The sequence below is a fragment of the Halobacillus sp. BAB-2008 genome, from assembly GCF_000328325.1.
Taxonomy (GTDB): domain Bacteria; phylum Bacillota; class Bacilli; order Bacillales; family Halobacillaceae; genus Halobacillus.
Genome location: NZ_ANPF01000007.1, coordinates 22,053 through 42,038, shown reverse-complemented (window position 1 = coordinate 42,038; position 19,986 = coordinate 22,053). Strand labels below are relative to the sequence as shown.

The following is a 19,986-nucleotide window of genomic DNA, read 5'->3' as shown; positions in this document are numbered from 1 at the left end:
GACTCACCATTGCAACACGAAGATATTCTACGAACCTATGAAGATTTGCATAAGCTTGCAGAGCCTAGTGGAAAAGAGCAGAATACTTCCGCCTATCTGAGGGGAAGGCTTGAGGCGGCTGGTTTTGCCCTCCGTACATTTCCGGACCATCACGGTTTTTATGCTGAGTTAAGCGGGGAAACGAATGCCGTGATCGCCCTGCGTGCCGATATGGATGCACTGCTCCAGGAAGTGGACGGGGAAGTGAGGCCGAACCACGCTTGCGGCCATGACGCCCACAGTACGATGGTGCTGCACACCGCTTTAAGAGCTGTGGAGTCGGGGCATTCTTACCATCATACCCTGCGGTTTATTTTTCAACCCGCAGAGGAAATTGCGGCCGGTGCCCTGCAGATGCTCAAGGGAGGAGCTCTGGATGACGTCCGGTTTCTTGGAGGGATTCACCTCCGCCCGGCGAAGGAAGTACCGAACAAAAAGGCGGCGCCCGTTATTCTCCACGGATCGATCGTCACACTGAAAGCCGTCGTACGTGGTGTTCCTGCCCATGCCGCCCGTCCGGAATTTGCGAATAACCCGATCGAAGCTGGAACCAGACTATTGGAAGCGTTGAAGCAGGTTCACATCGACCGTCCGTATTCGTTCAAAGTGACGGAGTTCCATGCTGGAGAAGCATCCAATGCCATTCCTGAAAAAGCCCGTCTCACGTTCGATGCACGGGCAGCGGAGACAGGGACTTTGGATGACATCATGAAACAGGCGGAGACGCTTATGAGACAGGTGGCTTTGGACACAAAGACAGACATCGAATGGGAGTGGGTGGAATTTTCCCCTGCTGCAGTCAAGCACGAACAAGCGGTGGCACTTGCTGAAAAGGCGATCGGAGTGGCTGTCTCGGATGATGCTGTCGTCCCGCCGTGTGTTTCTCCGGGGGCAGAGGACTTCCACTTTTACACGCATCACCAAAAAGGGCTGCCGGCGACGATGATCGGTCTTGGATGTGGACTTGAGCCGGGACTTCATCATCCGAAAATGACTTTCGATACATCCGCGCTCTTCACCGGAGTCGACATTTTGGAGGCGCTGCTTCTGGAAGCGGACCACGTCACCTGGGAGGGGAAATGACATGAAAATCAACGAAATCATACTAAGACACATAAAAATGGATCTCCTCCACCCGTTTACGACGAGTGTGGGAACGGAATACGATAAGGACGTCCTTATTATTGAAGCAAAGACGGACAGTGGGTATTCCGGATGGGCGGAATCGGTATCCATCAAGGAGCCGATCTATAATGAAGAAACAATCGGGACCAATCTGCCGATCATGAAGGATTTCCTTTTCCCGTTGGTGCTGGAGGAAGCGCTGGACCATCCGTCAGAGGTTGCAGAACGTTTCCGGTCGATCCGGGGGAACTTCAATGCAAAGGCAGCCGTCGAACAGGCTGTCTGGGACGCTTATGCGAAGGAAGAAGGGCGTACATTGAGTGAGGTACTTGGTGGCACCAAGAAGGAAATTGATGTCGGTGTCAGCATTGGAATCACAGTAACGAAGGAAGCCCTGCTTGAAAAGGTGCGGGACTTCATTGATGCAGGATATAAACGGATCAAGGTGAAAGTGAAACCGGGCTGGGACATGGACGTGTTGGAAGCGATACGGGAAACTTTCCCCGACATCGAGCTGATGGCGGATGCCAACTGTGCTTATACATTGGAGGACATCGATCACTTGAAGAAGTTTGATCGTTTTGGACTGATGATGATTGAACAGCCGCTCGACCATAACGATATCATCGATCACGCCAAGCTGCAGAAGCATTTGCAGACACCGATCTGCTTGGATGAAAGCCTGCATACGAAAGAGGACGTCAGGAAAGCGGTGGAGCTCGACAGCTGCCGAATTGTCAACTTGAAAGTAGGTCGTGTCGGAGGTCTGACGGAAACGCTCGCCATCCATGATCTGTGCATGGAGAAAAACATTCCAATGTGGTGCGGTGGTATGCTGGAAACGGGAATCGGCCGGGCGCACAACATAGCGATCACCTCGCTTGAGGGATTTACATATCCCGGAGATACGGCTCCATCCTCTCATTATTGGGAGAGGGACATCATTTCTCCAGCGGTTGAAATGAAGGATGGGATCATCCACGTTCCCGACAGACCAGGAATCGGCTATGAGCCGGACGGTGACTACATCGAAACGATCACCCTGTATAAAGAACGATTCACAAGCATCAGGAAATGAGGGATCATCATGAAAGCACATGGAGAAATCATCCACCACCCGACAGGCAGAGTATCCGTTTATCATGTGCGGCGTTTAGGAGCCGAAGATATTGAGGATCTGCTCCACATGCAGATGATCGTCGAAGCGCAGGTTCAGGAAAAAGACACGCTCCAACCGCTCTCGAAACAGGAATTTAACACCATTTTAGAAGGAGCCGGGCTGTTGATCGGTGTCTTTGTCGAGGAGGAACTGATCGCCTTTCGGGCACTATGGTACCCAGGTCCGGATCCGGAAAACCTCGGCATGGATATCGGCCTTCCGGAAGAAGAGTGGGACCTTGTCGTTCATCAGGAAATTTCCTGTGTCCGGCCGGATTATCGCGGGAACCGGCTCCAGAAACGGATGGGGGCATGGATCATGCAGGCCTTTCAGGAAGAGGATACCGACAAAGCGCATCTCTTGTGCACGGTTCATCCGCGGAACATAAGCAGCCTGAAGGACAAACTTGCCCAAGGCATGGCGATTGTCCGTCTGAAAGAGAAGTACGCCGGTATGCTCCGTTATATCCTGTACCGCCCGGTGTCAGGCGTATGGGAATGGGAGGACGAACGGGAGAAGGTCGTGCAAAGAGCGGATCTCACTGCGCAGAAGGAGCTGCTTGCAGCCGGCTACTACGGAGCAGAATTAATGGATGACTGTCTCATCTTCCGTCGTTCCAAATAGTTGGTGATGAAACAGGGAATCTTTTTCTTTTTTCTTCATTTTGTTTAAGATAAGAAGTAAGAAAGGAGGGGTGTGTCATGAGTAAAAACATTGAAGGATTTCTATATACCCGCATAGCGGAGATCCGTGAGCAACAAGGAATGACCCAGAAGGAGCTTGCTGATAAGTCAAATTTGACCGTCGATCAGCTCGATGCTATTGAAACGTCTGATTTTGATAGGTACGAGGGGAATAATATCGATCTTAAATTGATTGCCGAGGCTCTTAACGTTGAGTACCGGGACGTTATTAGATAACCAGAAATCCCCCATGCGATCTTTACATTCTATATTATGAATGTAAAGATTACATGGGGTTTGTTAAAATATAGAAATGGGGAACGTTTTGTTCTCTTTGTACATAATGGGGAAGGGGAAATTTTATGAAGGAATGGACGTGTTGGAGGTTAATGGGTGGACGGTAAACAGAAGAACTCCGTCTATGAAGAAGTACAATGGCCCGGCAGGTGGTTCTTTTTCGTGATAATCGGGACGGTTACCGGTATTTTTTGGTATGCATTCATCCAGCAGATTTTGTTGGGTGTTCCATTAGGAGATCAGCCGATGACAGATTCCGGGTTGATTCTTGCCTGGGTAGTTTTTGGAATCCTCCTTCCTTTGTTTTCTTTAAAGGTGAATATGACGACACAGGTCCGGGACGACGGCGTGTATGTCAAACTGTTTCCCTTCCACTTGAGATATCGGAAGTTTCTACATGCGGATATTGAAAAGGTCTCTTCCATCCGTGTCCGGTCCCTCGTCCGTTTCGGGGGATGGGGTATCCGGGTCAATTTTTCGGGAGAAAAGCTCTATAATACCGGCGGCAGGGAAGGCGTAGAGCTGACACTGAAATCGGGAGAAGTCGTGGTGATCGGTTCCCGGAAAGCAGAAGCACTCGCCGCAGCAGTTCAAAAGAGAATAGATTAGGAGGAAGCGTTATGCCTATCATTGCGTTGCTTGCCGATGTCCATGGCAACGGAACCGCCCTTGAGGCGGTGCTGCAGGACGCGAAACGGCAAGGGGTAACAGACTATTGGTTTCTAGGAGATTTGATCATGCCCGGCCCGGGAGCGGATGACTTATTCGAGCAGTTGGATCAGGTACGCACTTCCGCCTATGTCCGCGGCAACTGGGAGGATGGCTTCCTCGACGTCTTGAAGAAAGATATAGACATCGGGAATGCTACGGATCTTTACGTTACACGACTCACGAAATACCTTTGTGAAAGATTGAATCCTTCCTACATCGATCGGATAAAAACGCTGCCGCTTGTCCAGACGAAACAGGTCAACAAGCTGCATATCCGCCTGAGCCACCACCTGCCGGATAAGAACTACGGAGGAGACCTGTGGCCCTCCCATCCTCAGGAAGGGTTTGACCGCTTATTTGACGATGGCCATGATGTCGCGATTTACGCGCACACCCATCACCCGCTTCTGCGCTACAGTACAAATGGACAGTTGATTATCAATCCCGGCACCGTCGGCCAGCCTTTTTTTAAATGGGGAAAACTGAACGGGGACCTCAGGGCACAGTATGCCCTCCTTGAAATCGATGAAGATGGAATAGCGGATGTAAGATTTCGTAAAGTTGCCTATGACGTGGAACGGGAACTGGCGATTGCCAGGGAGAAAAAACTGCCGTTTTTCTCCCTGTATGAAGAAGTCCGGGAAACGGGTGTCACCCATACCCACAATCACGATCTATTACATAAGCTTCACGCAGAAAACGGCGGGAAGGCGGAGCTCATCGCCTATTTTGAAAAGCATTACTGGACGTAAGGGGGCAGAAGATGTTTTGGATTTCATTCTTCCTTGTGCTGATCGGTCTTCTTCTCTGTGGGACCGGCTTATCTGTCGCAAAGAAAGGAAAGACTGCATTTATCGCCGGCTATCATACCACCTTCCATCCGAAAGACGAGCCTAAGCTCGCAAAAAGATTCGGCTTCCTGCTCTGTCTGTTCGGGGTGGAGACGATGGTCTTCCCCCTGTTCTATTCCCTCGGGTGGATGGAAGGGACGCATTATGCCATGCTTGCGGTTTTAAATATTATGCTGGCCCTGTTTTTCCTGGCAATGGATCAATGGGGAAGCGGTTCAGGAGGGGAATCATGAAGAAAGGTGTAGGAATTTTTTGCCTATTACTCACGTTAATCGCCTGTCAATCGTCGGAGAAAAAGTTGACACTGCTCGATGATGTGTCATCGATTGACGTGTCGGAGTCAAGAGGCTATGGCGGCTTGAACGAAAATCATTTCACGGTACTCGATCAGAAGGAGACAGTTTCCAGATTCGAGAAAATTACGGAAGAGACCGTCGCCGTCAAACAGGACATCGACGTGAACGGAACGAAACCGGACTATGACCTGCTTGTCCGCTATGAAAACGGGGAAACGAACGGCCTGCAATGGAAGATGGATGGAGAGAGCAGTCGGCTGACCTATGCAGGACACGAGTCGGAGGCGTACGAGCTGAACGCCGAAGAGACGAATCAGCTGCTTGATATGTTGGAATAAGTCCGCATTCAGCGGGCTTTTTTTATGGAGGAAGAAAAATCCCGACATCCATTTTAAAAATTCAGAATATTTTCCGGATAGTATTGCATTTCCAAAACGAATCGCTTACACTGTTTGTAATCGATTACATTTTGACACAGGAACAGGAGCTTACTTATGGCGAAGATGAGTGATGTAGCGAAACTTGCCGGTGTTTCAACGGCAACGGTATCGCGCGTGCTGCGCAATCCCGAAGCGGTAAAGCCGGTGACGAAAGCGAAAGTGGACCAAGCGATTGAGCAGTTGAATTATGAGCCGAATATGCTGGCCAGGCATTTCCGACGCACGGAGACGAATACGATTCTCGTCCTTGTGCCGAACATCCGTAACACGGTGTTTGCAGAAATCGTCGGCGGTATTGAGGAAGAAGCGTCTGTCCACGGATATCGTGTCCTGCTCCGCAATACCAACAACCAGTTCGGCAGCGAGTATGGATCTGTCGAACACTTGAAGCAGCGGCAGGTAGACGGGATGATCATGCTGTCTCCTAAAATGGAGGAGCGTCTGATGCTGGAAATTTCAAACGAGTTTCCAATCGTGCTTGCGACCGCTCATTTGGCATCTTCGAACATACCGTTTGTGTCGATCGATAACAAAAAGAGTGGCTGGAAAGCAACCGAGCATCTCATCCGCCTCGGCCATAAACGAATTGCCTGTATTTCAGGGCCGCTTCGCATGCCGCTGTCCGAGCTTCGTTACGAAGGCTATCGTCAGGCGATGATCGAGCACGGCCTCGGCGTCGATGAACGGTTCGTCCGGGAAGGGGACTTCACCTATGAATCCGGGTATGAACATATGACGTCCTTACTTTCCCAAGCCGAACGTCCGACTGCTGTCTTTGCAGCAAGTGACGACATGGCGATTGGAGCGATCAATGCAGCGTCTGCTGTTGAGTGGAAGGTACCGGAAGACCTGGCAGTTGTCGGGTTTGACAATATCCAGTTTGCATCCATGTACAATCCGCCTCTGACAACCATTGCGCAGCCGTTTTTCGATATGGGGAAACGGGCGATGGAGCTTCTGTTGAAGAAGCTGAACGGGGAAGAAGTCACGAAGATGGAGCATCTATTGTCGGATGAATTGGTGATCCGTGAGTCGTGCGGGGCGAAGCAGCAAAAGAAGGTAGTCCCGCTGTAATATCATTGGTTAGTAAAATGTAATCGATTACAAACGGGGTGAGCTATCATCATCCTTTTTTAAAAACCTTTTTGTAATCGTTTACATTAACAAAATAAAGGAGTGTATCAAATGACAAAGATTCCAGTAGCTGTACAAATGTTCACCTTGCGTAATGAAAGTGAAAAAGATTTCAAGGGGGTGCTGAAGCAAGTGGCGGACCTCGGTTATGACGGGGTGGAGCTTGCCGGGCTCGGCGGCCTGCAGGCAGAAGAAGTGCGGGAAACGCTCGACCTTCTCGGGTTGAAGGCGGCATCCAGTCATATTCCGCTCGACGTACTGGAAGAGGGAATCGACGGCGTCATCGAAGAGCAGAAAATCCTTGGAAGCAAGCATATCGTCTGCCCATACCTGCTTCCGGAGCAGCGGACGAAGGAACATTACGAGCATTTGGTAAGCGTGTTGAATAAAGCAGGGGAGAAAGCTCATGCAGCAGGCATCACGCTTTCCTATCACAACCACGACTTCGAGCTTGAAGCATGGGAGGACGGTACGACACCGCTTGCCTATATTTTGAAAGAGACGAATCCGGAGTGGGTGAAGGCGGAGTTCGATATTTACTGGCTGACGAAAGCGGGAGAATCACCAGCCAAATGGCTCGAGAATTACCAGGGTCGGACGCCACTCGTCCACTTGAAGGATATGACGACAGATGGAGAGCAGTTCTTCGCAGAGCTTGGAACAGGCGGTGTCGATATCGAGCGCGTGCTTGAACTCGGCGGAAAGAACGGGGTGGAATGGTGGATCGTAGAACAGGATCAATCGAAGCAGTCCCCGCTTGATAGCATTGCGGAAAGTTTCCAGTACCTGCAGAAACAAAACGTGACATCCGTTTGATCAAATCATTATAAAGGAGCGGTTCTATTGAAGAAACTGGCGATGTTAATGATGTTGTTCTTGGTTTTGATTCTGACTGCGTGCAGCGGTTCTTCCAATTCTGCAGGAGGAAGCGAGAAGAAGGTGCTTGAGTTCTGGCACATCGATCCCGGCGAGAAGGAGAAGGTGTATGAAGAAGCAGTCGAGCGCTTTGAGGAGAAGCACCCGGATGTCGAGGTTAAAGTCCTTCGGATTCCAAACGATGCGTATAAGCAGAAGCTGTCTGTTGCCATGTCCGGCGGCAACCCGCCTGATGTATTCAACAGCTGGGGCGGCGGCTGGCTGAAACAATTCGTTGATCAAGGAAAAGTGCTGGATGTAACCGAGGACGTCGACAAGTCCCACTTTAATGAATTGGCGCTTCAGAATTCGATGTACGAGGACAAAGTGTACGGCCTGCCACTTGGGCTCTCCATCGACGTCGTTTTCTACAACAAAGAAATCTTTGATAAATATGGATTGGAAGAGCCGAAGACATACCAGGAATGGCTTGAAATCAACGATACGCTCAATGAGAACGACATCATTCCAATCGCCCTTGCCAACAAGACAAAATGGCCAGGCGCATACTACCTCATGAACTTCGCAAGCAGAGAAGCGGGTACGGATCTTTTTGACAGCGCTTTCCATAGAGAAGGGAAAGGGTTCGACGATGAGGGGTATGTACAAGCGGGAACGTACATACAGGAAATGGTGAAGAACGATGCCTTTAATGAAGGCTTTAACGGAGTACCTTACGACGAAGGTACAGGACGTCAGCTTTTGTATTCCGGTCAGGCGGCCATGATGGATATGACGATTTCCTTCCTGAACAATGTCCGTATGGAAGCACCTGAATTCGAAGAGAAGCTCGACTTCTTCGTCTTTCCGGAAGTGGAAGGCGGCAAAGGATCCGTCACGGATCTAGGAGCTTCCGCAAGTCCTGTATGGTCGGTATCAGAAAGCTCTGAACACCCGGATCTTGCTACAGAATTAATTCAGGAACTGACAAGTGAAGAAACGGCACAGGCATACGCGGACCGCACCGGTTCCCTTACTTCCATCAATGGAGTGGTTCCGAATGATGAATTCACGAAGAAATTCCATGAAGTAGTGGAAGGCGCGACCCACCTGCAGATGCCTTACGACCAAACTCTTCCTCCAGAGCTTGCCGAGCTTCATAAAGATACGACCCAGGCTGTTTTCGGACTGGAGATGACGCCGGAAGAAGCGGCAGAGAAGATGGAAGCGAAAGCGAAGGAAGTACTGGAATAAAAGGAGGAAGGGGGGCTTCCCCCTTTCCTTCTATTAAAAAGGAGGGATCTTGTGGAAACACATGTGAACAAAGTGGCACGAGCCAAATCAAAAGCAGCTTCGCGAACGAAAGAAAAGACGAAAAACGTCAAGTCCAGGGATATGATGACCATCCTGTTGTTTATCGCACCAGCCTTCATCGTTTATGCCGTCTACGTCCTTTATCCGATTTTTTCTACTTTCCAATATAGTTTGTATGAATGGGACGGTATGAGTGAGATGGTGTTCGTCGGTTTGCAGAACTATGTACAGCTGTTCCAGGATCCGGTGTTCTGGACGTCGTTGACGAATAATACGTGGGTCGTTCTCGTTTCCGTATTCGTCCAAATTCCACTCGGTCTGTTAATGGCTTTGATGCTGTTTGCTCCGGTCAAAGGCATCCGCTTCATGAGCAGCGTTTACTTCTTTCCTTTCCTCATGTCGACGGTCGCCATCGGTCTCTTGTGGGTGCTCATGTTCGATCCGATTAACGGTATCGTCAATAATATCGTGTCCCTCTTCGGTGTAGAAAACGTCGCCTGGCTCAGTCAAGCTGACACCGCCATGTTCGCCGTCCTGCTTGTTGTCGTCTGGCAGTTCGCCCCTTTCTATATGATTCTCTTCAAAGCGGCGATCGTCGGTATTCCGGAAGACCTGTATGAAGCAGCCAAGATGGACGGAGCGAACGCTTTACATAAGTTCATCCATATCACGCTGCCGATGCTGATGCCGACTATTGTGAGCAGCTCTATTCTCGCTATCGTCGGTTCCCTGAAGGCGTTTGATATCTTCTATATCATGACAGGCGGCGGCCCGAACCATGGGACCGAGCTGATGGGCACCTATATGTTCAAACAGGCTTTCGTCAATTTCAATATGGGGTATGCGAGTGCGATCGCCTTCCTGATGTTTTTCATCGCTTTGATTGTGACCATCATCATTCAGATGCTTGATTTCTATCGTAAAAAGAAAGGAGCACTGCTATGACAGCGACTTTCAAGCGCATTCCGTTATATGTCTTTGCCATTCTTCTGCTCGTCTTCACCGGCTTTCCGTTCCTGTATATGATTTCGACGGCATTGAAGACGCAGGCCGATTTCTTTGAAAAGCCGTTTGCCTTCTTTTCTTCCTTCAACTTAGAGAACTTCGCCGCCGTGTTCGAAATGGGGCTGACCCGTTACTTCTTCAACAGTATTCTGATTTCCGTGCTTGCTGTCGGCATCGTCATGTTCATTGCAGCACTCGCGAGTTATCCGCTGAGCCGGATGAAATTCAAATTCAACCGCGTTCTGTTCCTGCTTTTCATCTCCGGGATGATGCTGCCGATCCATGCGACGCTGATCCCGATTTTCAAGTTTACGGAAAACATCGGCCTATATGATACGATCTGGGCGCTGCTCGGACCGTATATCGCCTTTAGTCTGCCGATATCTATCTTCATCCTGACCCAATTCATGCAGGAAATTCCGAAATCGCTCGAAGAAGCAGCGAAGATGGATGGGTGTACCCACTTCGGCGTGTTCTGGCGGGTGATCCTGCCGATGCTGACTCCGGCATTGATGACGGTGCTGATCTACAACTTCATCCACTTATGGAATGAGTTCATCTTTGCCCTTGTGCTGATCTCAAGTCCTGAGAACATGACGCTCCCGCTTGGTCTCCAAGACTTTAAAGGAGAATTCTCTGTCAACGTCCCAGGCTTGATGGCAGCCCTTACCCTTGCCAGTCTTCCCATCCTGATCGTGTACTTATTCTCTCAGGAGAAAGTCGTGAAGGGACTTGCCGGCGGGGCCGTGAAAGAATAATAGAGAGAAAGAAGAGGTGGAAGAAATGACAATTCGCGCAGGAATAATCGGTTGTGGAACGATCAGCGATATTTATTTGAAAAATAGTCAGGAATTTGCGAGCTTCGATATCATCGCTTGTGCCGATGTCGATCTGGACCGCGCTCGTGAGAAAGCAGAGGCTTACGGCGTCGAGCGCGCCCTCACGGTAACGGAGCTGTTGGAGGACGAAGCGGTCGACGTCGTCATCAATCTGACACCGCCGCTCGTTCATAAGGAAATTACGATGGGAGCGCTTCGAAACGGGAAGCACGTTTACAGCGAAAAGCCCCTTGCCGTCACATTGGAAGACGGAAGAGAAATCCTCGCCTTTGCGGAAAAACAGAATTTGAAGGTGGGTGTCGCTCCGGATACGTTCCTAGGTGCAGGCCTCCAGACTTGTCAGGGGCTTATGGAGAAAGGAGCAATCGGTATTCCATTGTCCGGCCTCGCTTTCATGATGAATCTTGGCCCGGAACGCTGGCACCACCATCCGGAGTTCTTTTACCAGAAAGGAGGAGGGCCGCTGTTTGATATGGGACCTTACTATTTGACTGCCCTTATCCAGCTGCTCGGTCCGATTAAGTCCATCATGGCTGTCGCGACGACAAGCCCCGCGGAACGTCCAATTGCAAGTGGTCCGAAGGAGGGGACAGTCCTTTCTGTCGAAACCCCGACCCACTATTCCGGTATCCTCGAAATGGAACAGGGGGCTCTTGTCACCTTAACGATGAGCTTCGATGCAGCACCGGCGGAAGGCTCGCTGATCGAGCTTTACGGAACAGAAGGGGCTTTGAAAGTGCCGGACCCGAACACGTTCGGGGGCCCTGTTTCCTATAAGAAACGAGGGGAAGATGTCTGGCAGGAAGTCTCCGTTCCATCGGTCTATTCAGAGAACAGCCGCGGAATCGGTCTTGCCGATATGGCGGAGGCGATCAAGCACGGGACGCCGTTCCGAACGCATGGGTCTCTTGCCTATCATGTCCTGGAAGCGATGCATGCCTTCCATACTTCTTCTGATTCCGGAAAGAAGGTGGATCTTACAAGTACGGTGACTCCGTCGCCGCTCCGTGAAGATAGTTATCAAATGAGTGAAAGGATGAATCAATCATGAATAAGATCAGAGTTGGAGTCATCGGCTGCGGCAGTATTGCACAAAAGCGCCACCTGCCGGAATATAAAAAGAATCCGAATGTAGAAATCGCTGCGGTCTGTGATGTCATCAACGACCGGGCGCTGGCTGTAGCAGAATCATACGGCGCCGAGGCGTTCTTCGATTACAGAGAACTGTTGAAGCGGGCGGATATAGATGCAGTCAGCGTCTGCCTCCCGAATGCTCTGCATGCCCCTGTAACCATTGCTGCCCTGGAAGCGAAGAAGCATGTCCTCTGTGAAAAGCCGATGGCTGTATCCAGCGAGGAAGCACAGGCGATGATCACCGCTGCCGAAGCAAACGGGAAGAAGCTGATGGTCGCTCATAACCAGCGCTTCGTCGCTTCGCACCAGAAAGCGAAGCAGATGCTTGAGGACGGAGAGCTCGGCAGAATCTACAGCTTCCGGACGACCTTCGGCCACGGCGGTCCGGAAAATTGGAGCATCGACGGCGCAGACAGCTGGTTCTTCGATAAAGAGAAAGCGTTCGTCGGCGCGATGGGGGACCTCGGCGTCCATAAAGCGGACCTGATCCGCTACCTGCTCGGTGAAGTCGATGAAATAAGTGCATTCGTCCAGACGACTGCCAAAGAGAACACCGAGGTGGATGATAACGCCGTCTGTATCCTGAAGATGGACAGTGGTATCATCGGGACACTGACTGCCAGCTGGTCCTACGTTGCCGGCGGGGACAATGCTACCGTCTTATACGGCGAGAAAGGGGTCATGGAGCTTGAGAACGACCCGGACTATTCCTTCCGAATCCGCTACAAGACCGGAGAAGTCCTGAACTTCGAACTGGATAAAATCCAGACGAATGAGGAAGGCGGTCAGACGACGACCCATGTAATCGATCATTTCATTGACTCCATCCTTCATGATCGTGAACCTTTGATTACCGGGGAAGAAGGTAGAAAATCATTAGAAGTGATCCTGTCCGCCCTGGAAGCGAGTGAGACGGGAAAAGTGGTGAAAGTGACTGGCCGGGTGCCGGTGAAATAAAGAAGAGAGCGGTTTCCTTAGAAATAGAGGAATCCGCTCTCTTCTTTTTACGTCTCTGGTCCTAGATAAATTAAAACCGCAGCCTGTCGTAATATTCTCTTTGGCCCGCTAAAGTAGGTAAGGGGAAAAGACAGGGGGAGAAAAAATGAAAAGATACATTATCATTCTAGTTATTTCTATATGTGCCGTTTTCCTATGGTGGGGAATGGGAAATATAGAACCTATATACAAAAGATCTATTGAACCAAAAGAGGCTGCTTCTTTCTATGATAACGAGGTATTATGGCCGAGAACAGAGAGCGACAAACAGCTTGCGGGAGAGGCCAGCGGAGTTGCCGTCAACTCAAAGGGAGATATTTATTACTTACATCGGGGAAGCTCTTCTTTTGGTGACAAGTCCTTAGTAGAAGAACCTGCTGTTATCGTACTTGACGGAAAGACGAAGGAAGTGAAGGAAAGATGGGGGAGAAACATATTTCAGTCTCCTCATGGAATTGAGATCGATTCCAAGGATAATGTTTGGATTACAGATATTCTCCAAAACAAAGTTTTTCAATTCAATTCTAGTGGGGAAATGATACGGACATTTGGTTCTGATTACCCGTTTTATATGGAATCTGCTCTCCGCATACGTAACGTTCTTCCGGGGTTTCCTACTGGAATGGATGCGTACACGTTTGCTCGTCCGACGGATGTTACCGTTATGGAGGACGGATCTTTCGTGGTCAGCGATGGGTACCGTAACAACAGGATTGTTAAGTTTGATAAAAATGGAAAACTTGAGTGGGAACGTAATGAAAGGGGAACGAAATCTGGGGAATTTCATCTTCCTCACGGTATCACACATGATGAAAATGGACGCATCTATGTAGCTGATCGGAGCAATGCGAGAGTACAGGTTTTTGCGAAGGATGGGAATTATATAGAAACCTGGACCCAGGACGAACTGGGGCGGCCTTTTGGTATTGATGCAGGTTCAGATGGCAAGATTTATATTGCTGACGGCGGGAATGAATTATATGAGAATGGAGGGAAAGGATCCAATCAAGTTGTCATCATGAATCAACAAGGCGTAATTTTAGAACGGTTTGGTGAATGGGGGTCTGGTCAAGGAGCAATGAAAATCCCGCATGATATTACTGTTCTTCCAAACGGAGACATACTGGTTGCAGATTTAAAAAACAGCAGGCTGGTCACCTTTACCCCTCAACAATAAAAAAAGATAGGTGCCGGAGAAAACGTTATTCGAGCCATTAAATTATAAACTATGTACCGTCTTCCTGATATGAGAGGACGGTCTTTTAATGTCTTTCATTTATAAATCCTGTTTTCTGCAGAACTACTATTTAGATATAGCTGTTCTTCTCATTATGAATGGGCTCTTTCCACTCGTCGTTTGAGCTTTTTAAGGAAGATGCTCTCTTCATTAAGATTAATAGGATATTTTTTCCTAGAATATTTTTCAGAAAAATAAATGTAAACCAATTTTGGAGATAGTATAATGATGGTGTTTACCAATTTTGATAATTTATTACATGCAGGAGTGGGAGATGGAACGTGTGTGGAATAGTGGAAAAGTCATTGTCACTGGTGCTGCCTCCGGAATCGGAAAGGCAATTGTTAACCATTGTCTTCAGGAACAGACCGCCGTCATTGCTTGTGATATCAAGGAGGACGCATTGTATGATTTGAAACAATCCATGGGAGGTAAGGAACGTCTGTATACCTATCGACTGGATATAAGTAAATATGAAGAGGTGGAGAAGTTCTTTGAGTATGTTACAGAAGAACATCCAGATACGAACGGTTTAGTCAACAATGCCGGCATTTATCTTGCAAAAAACATAATGCAATATGAACCGGAGGAAATAGACCGCGTGCTTGATATCAATATTAAAGGGGCGGTGTATTTTTCCAAGTTATTCGGTAAATGTCTATTTGAGTCGAAGCGGAGAGGATCGATCGTCAACCTGTCGAGTGTATCCGCTTTGGACGGCAGCACGGATGCCATTTACGGTCTCTCGAAAGCCGCTTTGATCGGCTTAACAAAAAGCTGTGCGATCAATTACTCTCCGTACATCCGGGTTAACGCAGTTGCCCCGACCATCGTTCAGACACCGATGATGAGTCAAATCCCTGCATGGAGAGTGGAGGAGTATTTGGCAAGTGAACTGATTGATACGCCGGTTCTTCCTGAGGATGTGGCAGATACGGTCGTTTTTCTTTTGTCGGAGAAGGCCAGGCACTATACTGGTGCGACGTTCGATCTGAACAATGGCGGCTATTTGAGATAAGGAGGATGAAGGTGAAAGAATTGGTTTCCAAACAGGAGATTATCGCTGCTTTTCCCGTCATGAAACAGCTCCGGACTCATCTTACCGAATCCGCTTACCTCGATTTGGTGACAGAAGCGCAGCGAGTGGACCGCTACCGTCTTTTTGCGTGGATGGAAGACGAAAAGATCGTGGCCGTTGCGGGAGTGAAACCGATGACGACACTCTACTATGGACGATTCGTGTGGGTGTGTGACTTGGTGACGGACGAAAAGCACCGTTCGAAAGGCTGTGGCGAGAAGCTGTTAAACGCCGTCCATCACTGGGCTGTTGGAGAAGGGTATGAGAGTGTGGCTCTCTCATCCGGTCTCCAGCGCAAAGACGCCCACCGGTTTTACATGGATAAAATGGGCTATGATCAAGTTAGTTTTGTATTTAAGAAGACTTTATAGCAAAAAAAGTCAGCCTGAACGGCTGGCTTTTTTATGGATCCGCTTATGGGAATGTCGGGCAGTTCTCCTGTAACGTCAGCCACCTCCATATGTCAGCGTCCTGGATTAAAAATAGTTATAGGCCTTCAAGTTCAGCGTTTCTACCTGATAGTAATTTTTTAACGCGAGCATGGCTCCTCCCAAGGAACAGGCATCCTTACCCAGTGAAGACGTAAGAATCGCATCATAATTATTAATCTTAGATGTCAAACGTTGTTTCAGGTGTTCTAGCAGTTCCTGGTGATGGAGGAGGAACTCGCTGTTCAAAATTGTAATTTGCGGATTGAAGATGTTAATGATGTTATTCAATCCAATCGCCAAGTAATCGAGGAACCTTGTCAAAAGCTCAGGATGATCCTGCCAAACGGAATCATCTATTGTGGTTAAACAGTCAATAGGAACGCCTTTATCGTTCAATGCTCTGATTAACGCCCGTTCCGACGCATACAGCTCCCAGCAGCCTTGATTTCCGCAAGGGCACGGCAGGCCGCCTTTTTCCACGATCATATGACCGATTTCTCCAGCAAACCCCTGATATCCACGATAGATTCGATTGTTCTCCAATATACCGAGTCCAATGCCTGAATACATGGTAACGGTAAATAAATCCGGCAGGGGATGGTTAAATACCTGCTCTGCATACACCGTTAAGTTTGCGTTGTTATCGATGAATATCGGCACGTTAAAATGTTTCTGCATTTCGTCTTTTAATTCAACGTCGATCCAATCCAATTTCGGCGTGTACACCACGTCATTGGAATTATGGACGATGCCGTGGATGCCTACCCCTATGCCAACAAGACCTTTTGGAGAATCCATAATTTTGCATTCCTTGGCAATCGTCTGTAGGGATTGTATGATGTGCTCGATGTTCTCTCCTGATCCTTTTTCTTTCATCTCAATATGGTAAGTACGGATCGGCTTTCCAAGTAAATTGGTTACTTGTACTTGAGTGCTGGGATAGTCGATATCTACACCGATAGTGAATCCTGCATTTTCATTCATCTGCAGTAAAATCGCTTTTCTTCCGCCTCTCGACACATCCGGGGAACGTTCGAGCACCAGTTCCTCCTCCATCATTTGATTAATCTGTGCAGATACGGTCGAGCGATTTAAACCAGTGATTCGCGACAGCTCTATTCTAGAGATGGACTGGTTCTCAATAATTTTTTCAATCAATATTCTCTTGTTTAAAGCCTTGATATAAGTAGCATCTGCTGTATTCATCTGAAAACCCTTTCAAAAAAGTCTTGAAATATTCAATCTTTAAATTTATTATATAGCTAACAGTTTGTTGTGTAAACAAACAAAGTTTTGAAAGCGCCATCAGAATAGGAAAGGGAGTGGAAGTGTTGAAGAAGGTTGTGGTCTGGTCATTAATGTTGGTTGGGAGTTTGCTGCTTCTTGCAGGATGTGGTAATTCGGAGGAAGCTTCAGGTAACGGCAGTAAAACGAAAGAGTTGAAATTAGCACATAACATGAGTGAGGAGCATTCCATACACAAAGCTTTGGAAAAATTTTCGGAGTCTGTAGATGAGAAGACGAATGGAGAAGTGAAAGTGAAAATTTACGCCAATGGAGTGCTTGGTGGAGAGAAAGAAGTCCTGGAGCAGCTGCAAAGTGGTGCGGTGGATATGACGAAGGTAAGTGCAGGAGCATTGGAGAGCTTCTCATCCGATTACTCTATCTTCTCCCTTCCATACCTTTTTGAAAGCAAAGATCATTACCGGGCGGTCATGGAGTCGGACGTTCCGGATAGTATATATCAATCGACGGCAGAAAAAGGGTTTATCGGAATTGGTTACTTTGACTCCGGTGCTAGAAGTTTCTATACAAAGGATACACCAATAGAAAAGCCGGAAGATTTAAAAGGTGTGAAGGTACGCGTGATGGACAGCCCTAGTGCCATTGAAATGGTGGAGTTGTTCGGAGGTACACCGACGCCGATGCCTTACGGAGAAATTTATACGGCGCTTCAACAAGGAGTGGTTGACGGAGCCGAGAGTAATGAAACGGCCTTAACGACAGGAAAACATGGAGAAGTAGCAAAGGTTTTCTCGCGCAACGAACATACAATCATTCCTGATGTTCTGATCATTAACAAGGAAACATGGGAAGGGCTGACAGAAGATCAGCAGAAAGCCTTCCAGGAAGCGGCACAGGAAGCAACAGCATACCATACAGAAATGTGGGATAAATCTATTGAAGAAGCGGTGAAGGAAGCAGAAGAGATGGGCGTGGAATTTTACGATGTAGACAAGGCACCATTTATTGAAGCTGTCCAACCGATGCACGATACATTTAAAGAAGATCCGAAGATGGCTGAAGTAATGGAAGAAATTGAATCATTAAAGCCATAAATGTTTGGAGTGTTTAACTGGAACGTGAAAGCTTGTTGGTATAGAACGGTCAGGCTTTCACGCTTCCTACATAAGGTATCTGTTGATAAATAAAATTCACGCACTTATGAAAGCGATTTCAATTGTGGTGTGTTACACGATACTTGTTGGATATGAAGTTCGGTTCAACCAAAAGAAGTACGGGCTGACGGTGCGTTAGATTGGAGGAAGGAGATACCAATGGTAGATAAAGTGAAAAAACATTAGACCGCATAATTTTATCCGTAACAACAGTTTTTACTATAGCGCTTGTTCTTGGAGCCCTTTGGCAAGTGGCCAGCCGTTACTTAATCAGCGCGCCCAGCACGTTCACGGGGGAGCTGCTGCGTTTTTTACTTGTATGGACGTCCATTCTCGGGGCCACCTATGCCTTTGGTTCCAATCAACACTTAGCAATCACCTTTATGAAGAACAAGTTTAAAGGGAAGCGGCGTTTAATGCTTCGTATCATCAATGATCTGTTTATCCTTGCTTTTGCCCTTTTGATTATGGTGAAAGGCGGGATGGAAGTAGTAAGCATCACGATGAGTCAAACGACTCCGATTCTGAATCTGCCGATGGGTTACGTTTATTCTATTATGCCGATCAGCGGGGTGCTCGTAGTCCTTTATAAATTATTACTGCTGAAAGAATATCAGCAAGAGTTGAAAGGTGAGGTGTAGAGAATATGGATATAGCTCTACAAGCTTCTCTCGTGCTTTTTGGTGTTTTTTTCTACTATTAATCATCGGTGTTCCTATCTCAGTAGGAATCGGTGTTTCCTCCTTTGTTACTGCTCTTCTGGTCGTCCCGATGGATGTAGCTGTATTTACAGCAGCTCAGAAGATGGTGCAGGGGATCAACAGCTTTTCTCTGCTTGCCGTCATTTTCTTCATTTTATCTGGAAGCATTATGAACAACGGTGGTATTGCCATCCGGTTGATCAATCTTGCCAAGCTGATCGGAGGTCGTCTCCCGGGCTCTTTGGCACACACCAACGTTGTCGGGAACATGCTGTTTGGCTCGATATCCGGTTCTGCCGTTGCTTCCGCAGCAGCCATTGGTAAAGTAATGACGCCTCTGCAGGAGAAAGAGGGGTATGACAAATCCTATTCGGCGGCTGTTAATATTGCCTCTTCTCCGGCAGGGTTGTTAATCCCACCGAGCAGCGTCTTAATCCTTTACTCTCTGGTCAGTGGAGGAACATCGATATCGGCTTTATTTATTGCAGGTTACCTGCCGGGCATCTTGATGGGTCTTTCTGTCATGATTGTTGCTTACTTCATTGCGAAGAAGCAATCCTATCCAGTTGCAGAACGCCCCAGTTTTTCGCAGGGGGTGAAAGTATTCCTGGATGCTATCCCGAGTCTTTTGTTGATTGTTATCGTTATCGGCGGAATAGTCGCTGGAATTTTCACTGCAACGGAAGGGGCTGCGGTGGCCGTTCTTTATTCGGTCATTCTGGCGGCGGTTTACCGGGAAATTAAGTGGAAGGACATCCCTGGGATACTGACAGAAACAGTAGTAATGACCGGAATCGTCCTGTTTTTAGTTGGAGCTTCCTCCATCATGTCCTGGGTCATGGCCTTTACCGGGATACCAACAGCCATAACAGATCTATTATTACAGGCATCTGAGAATCCAATCATTATATTGTTAATTATGAATATTATCCTCCTTATTGTAGGAACATTCATGGATTTGACTCCGGCCGTTCTGATCTTCACACCGATCTTCCTTCCGATTGCGGTGCAGCTCGGCATGGATCCTGTGCATTTCGGTATCGTCCTGGTGTTCAACCTGTGTATCGGTATTATGACCCCGCCGGTAGGGAGTGCTTTGTTTGTCGGATGCAGTGTCGCCAATGTGTCTATTGAATCGGTTCTTAAGCCGCTGACCAAAATGTTCGTAGCTTTAATTATTGCTTTGATGCTTATCACATACATTCCGTGGATCAGTATGGTGCTGCCGCGTTTATTCGGACTCACTTGATGAGAGGAAAGGA

Annotated in this window: 21 protein-coding genes and 1 pseudogene; 21 read left to right on the top strand and 1 reads right to left on the bottom strand. The window is 48.1% G+C overall.

Features of this window, described 5'->3' with window-relative positions; all coding sequences use genetic code 11:
• Positions 1 to 9: 9 nt before the first annotated feature.
• From D479_RS02480 to D479_RS02395, 18 genes are all read left to right on the top strand, one after another.
• A complete protein-coding gene (locus D479_RS02480) occupies positions 10 to 1,122 on the top strand; it encodes an amidohydrolase (RefSeq protein ID WP_008633285.1) in 1,113 nt (370 codons plus the stop codon).
• A gap of 1 nt (position 1,123) precedes the next feature.
• The gene (menC, locus tag D479_RS02475; RefSeq protein ID WP_008633284.1) at positions 1,124 to 2,242 is read left to right on the top strand and encodes an o-succinylbenzoate synthase; all 1,119 of its coding nucleotides are present in this window, start codon (positions 1,124 to 1,126) and stop codon (positions 2,240 to 2,242) included.
• Between the two features lie 9 nt (positions 2,243 to 2,251).
• Complete coding sequence (locus D479_RS02470) at positions 2,252 to 2,947, top strand: hypothetical protein (protein ID WP_008633282.1); 696 nt, start codon at positions 2,252 to 2,254, stop codon at positions 2,945 to 2,947.
• Positions 2,948 to 3,024: 77 nt separating this feature from the next.
• Entirely contained in the window at positions 3,025 to 3,243 is a 219-nt protein-coding gene (locus D479_RS02465) for a helix-turn-helix transcriptional regulator (protein WP_008633280.1), read from the top strand.
• A gap of 156 nt (positions 3,244 to 3,399) precedes the next feature.
• Positions 3,400 to 3,912: a DUF6141 family protein gene (locus tag D479_RS02460; protein ID WP_008633278.1), complete on the top strand. Its 513-nt coding sequence runs from the start codon at positions 3,400 to 3,402 to the stop codon at positions 3,910 to 3,912.
• Between the two features lie 11 nt (positions 3,913 to 3,923).
• Positions 3,924 to 4,766, top strand: a complete 843-nt coding sequence (locus tag D479_RS02455; RefSeq protein ID WP_008633276.1) for a metallophosphoesterase family protein — start codon at positions 3,924 to 3,926, stop codon at positions 4,764 to 4,766.
• Between the two features lie 11 nt (positions 4,767 to 4,777).
• Positions 4,778 to 5,098: a hypothetical protein gene (locus D479_RS02450; RefSeq protein ID WP_008633274.1), complete on the top strand. Its 321-nt coding sequence runs from the start codon at positions 4,778 to 4,780 to the stop codon at positions 5,096 to 5,098.
• Positions 5,095 to 5,499 carry a hypothetical protein gene (locus D479_RS02445; RefSeq protein ID WP_008633272.1) on the top strand — a complete coding sequence of 135 codons (405 nt, stop codon included), beginning with the start codon at positions 5,095 to 5,097 and terminating at the stop codon, positions 5,497 to 5,499. Before D479_RS02450 ends, D479_RS02445 begins: the two co-directional genes overlap by 4 nt.
• Positions 5,500 to 5,655: 156 nt before the next feature.
• Entirely contained in the window at positions 5,656 to 6,675 is a 1,020-nt protein-coding gene (locus D479_RS02440; RefSeq protein WP_008633270.1) for a LacI family DNA-binding transcriptional regulator, read from the top strand.
• 111 nt (positions 6,676 to 6,786) lie between these two features.
• Complete coding sequence (locus D479_RS02435) at positions 6,787 to 7,551, top strand: sugar phosphate isomerase/epimerase (protein WP_008633268.1); 765 nt, start codon at positions 6,787 to 6,789, stop codon at positions 7,549 to 7,551.
• Between the two features lie 27 nt (positions 7,552 to 7,578).
• Positions 7,579 to 8,844 (top strand): extracellular solute-binding protein, encoded by a 1,266-nt coding sequence (locus tag D479_RS02430; protein WP_008633266.1) that lies wholly within the window; start codon positions 7,579 to 7,581, stop codon positions 8,842 to 8,844.
• A 51-nt stretch (positions 8,845 to 8,895) separates the two neighbouring features.
• Entirely contained in the window at positions 8,896 to 9,849 is a 954-nt protein-coding gene (locus D479_RS02425; protein WP_008633264.1) for a sugar ABC transporter permease, read from the top strand.
• Entirely contained in the window at positions 9,846 to 10,667 is an 822-nt protein-coding gene (locus tag D479_RS02420; RefSeq protein ID WP_008633261.1) for a carbohydrate ABC transporter permease, read from the top strand. Before D479_RS02425 ends, D479_RS02420 begins: the two co-directional genes overlap by 4 nt.
• A gap of 25 nt (positions 10,668 to 10,692) precedes the next feature.
• Positions 10,693 to 11,799 carry a Gfo/Idh/MocA family oxidoreductase gene (locus D479_RS02415; RefSeq protein WP_008633259.1) on the top strand — a complete coding sequence of 369 codons (1,107 nt, stop codon included), beginning with the start codon at positions 10,693 to 10,695 and terminating at the stop codon, positions 11,797 to 11,799.
• Positions 11,796 to 12,839: a Gfo/Idh/MocA family oxidoreductase gene (locus D479_RS02410; protein WP_008633256.1), complete on the top strand. Its 1,044-nt coding sequence runs from the start codon at positions 11,796 to 11,798 to the stop codon at positions 12,837 to 12,839. Before D479_RS02415 ends, D479_RS02410 begins: the two co-directional genes overlap by 4 nt.
• Positions 12,840 to 12,984: 145 nt before the next feature.
• Positions 12,985 to 14,055 (top strand): peptidyl-alpha-hydroxyglycine alpha-amidating lyase family protein, encoded by a 1,071-nt coding sequence (locus D479_RS02405; protein WP_008633253.1) that lies wholly within the window; start codon positions 12,985 to 12,987, stop codon positions 14,053 to 14,055.
• A gap of 343 nt (positions 14,056 to 14,398) precedes the next feature.
• Positions 14,399 to 15,133 carry an SDR family oxidoreductase gene (locus tag D479_RS02400; RefSeq protein ID WP_081594769.1) on the top strand — a complete coding sequence of 245 codons (735 nt, stop codon included), beginning with the start codon at positions 14,399 to 14,401 and terminating at the stop codon, positions 15,131 to 15,133.
• Between the two features lie 5 nt (positions 15,134 to 15,138).
• Positions 15,139 to 15,564 carry a GNAT family N-acetyltransferase gene (locus tag D479_RS02395; protein WP_039870549.1) on the top strand — a complete coding sequence of 142 codons (426 nt, stop codon included), beginning with the start codon at positions 15,139 to 15,141 and terminating at the stop codon, positions 15,562 to 15,564.
• Positions 15,565 to 15,669: 105 nt separating this feature from the next.
• Here the strand turns inward: D479_RS02395 and D479_RS02390 are convergent, their stop codons facing one another.
• Positions 15,670 to 16,830: an ROK family transcriptional regulator gene (locus D479_RS02390; RefSeq protein WP_008633247.1), complete on the bottom strand. Its 1,161-nt coding sequence runs from the start codon at positions 16,828 to 16,830 to the stop codon at positions 15,670 to 15,672.
• A 125-nt stretch (positions 16,831 to 16,955) separates the two neighbouring features.
• Here D479_RS02390 and D479_RS02385 point away from each other — a divergent pair, with 125 nt between their 5' ends.
• The 3 genes and pseudogenes from D479_RS02385 (at position 16,956) to D479_RS02375 (ending at position 19,973) form a co-directional block, all read left to right on the top strand.
• The gene (locus D479_RS02385) at positions 16,956 to 17,963 is read left to right on the top strand and encodes a TRAP transporter substrate-binding protein (RefSeq protein WP_026578104.1); all 1,008 of its coding nucleotides are present in this window, start codon (positions 16,956 to 16,958) and stop codon (positions 17,961 to 17,963) included.
• 251 nt (positions 17,964 to 18,214) lie between these two features.
• A complete protein-coding gene (locus tag D479_RS02380; protein ID WP_051989365.1) occupies positions 18,215 to 18,664 on the top strand; it encodes a TRAP transporter small permease in 450 nt (149 codons plus the stop codon).
• A gap of 11 nt (positions 18,665 to 18,675) precedes the next feature.
• Positions 18,676 to 19,973, top strand: a pseudogene (locus tag D479_RS02375) (TRAP transporter large permease).
• Positions 19,974 to 19,986 lie beyond the last annotated feature (13 nt).

Excerpts from the sequence above, each read along its gene's own strand:
- D479_RS02450 (WP_008633274.1), top strand. The coding sequence starts at position 4,778 with ATGTTTTGGATTTCATTCTTCCTTGTGCTGATCGGTCTTCTTCTCTGT.
- D479_RS02395 (WP_039870549.1), top strand. The coding sequence starts at position 15,139 with ATGAAGGTGAAAGAATTGGTTTCCAAACAGGAGATTATCGCTGCTTTT.
- D479_RS02470 (WP_008633282.1), top strand. The coding sequence starts at position 2,252 with ATGAAAGCACATGGAGAAATCATCCACCACCCGACAGGCAGAGTATCC.
- D479_RS02440 (WP_008633270.1), top strand. The coding sequence starts at position 5,656 with ATGGCGAAGATGAGTGATGTAGCGAAACTTGCCGGTGTTTCAACGGCA.
- D479_RS02405 (WP_008633253.1), top strand. The coding sequence starts at position 12,985 with ATGAAAAGATACATTATCATTCTAGTTATTTCTATATGTGCCGTTTTC.
- D479_RS02420 (WP_008633261.1), top strand. The coding sequence starts at position 9,846 with ATGACAGCGACTTTCAAGCGCATTCCGTTATATGTCTTTGCCATTCTT.
- D479_RS02390 (WP_008633247.1), bottom strand. The coding sequence starts at position 16,830 with ATGAATACAGCAGATGCTACTTATATCAAGGCTTTAAACAAGAGAATA.
- D479_RS02435 (WP_008633268.1), top strand. The coding sequence starts at position 6,787 with ATGACAAAGATTCCAGTAGCTGTACAAATGTTCACCTTGCGTAATGAA.
- D479_RS02455 (WP_008633276.1), top strand. The coding sequence starts at position 3,924 with ATGCCTATCATTGCGTTGCTTGCCGATGTCCATGGCAACGGAACCGCC.
- D479_RS02465 (WP_008633280.1), top strand. The coding sequence starts at position 3,025 with ATGAGTAAAAACATTGAAGGATTTCTATATACCCGCATAGCGGAGATC.
- D479_RS02445 (WP_008633272.1), top strand. The coding sequence starts at position 5,095 with ATGAAGAAAGGTGTAGGAATTTTTTGCCTATTACTCACGTTAATCGCC.
- D479_RS02410 (WP_008633256.1), top strand. The coding sequence starts at position 11,796 with ATGAATAAGATCAGAGTTGGAGTCATCGGCTGCGGCAGTATTGCACAA.
- D479_RS02415 (WP_008633259.1), top strand. The coding sequence starts at position 10,693 with ATGACAATTCGCGCAGGAATAATCGGTTGTGGAACGATCAGCGATATT.
- menC (WP_008633284.1), top strand. The coding sequence starts at position 1,124 with ATGAAAATCAACGAAATCATACTAAGACACATAAAAATGGATCTCCTC.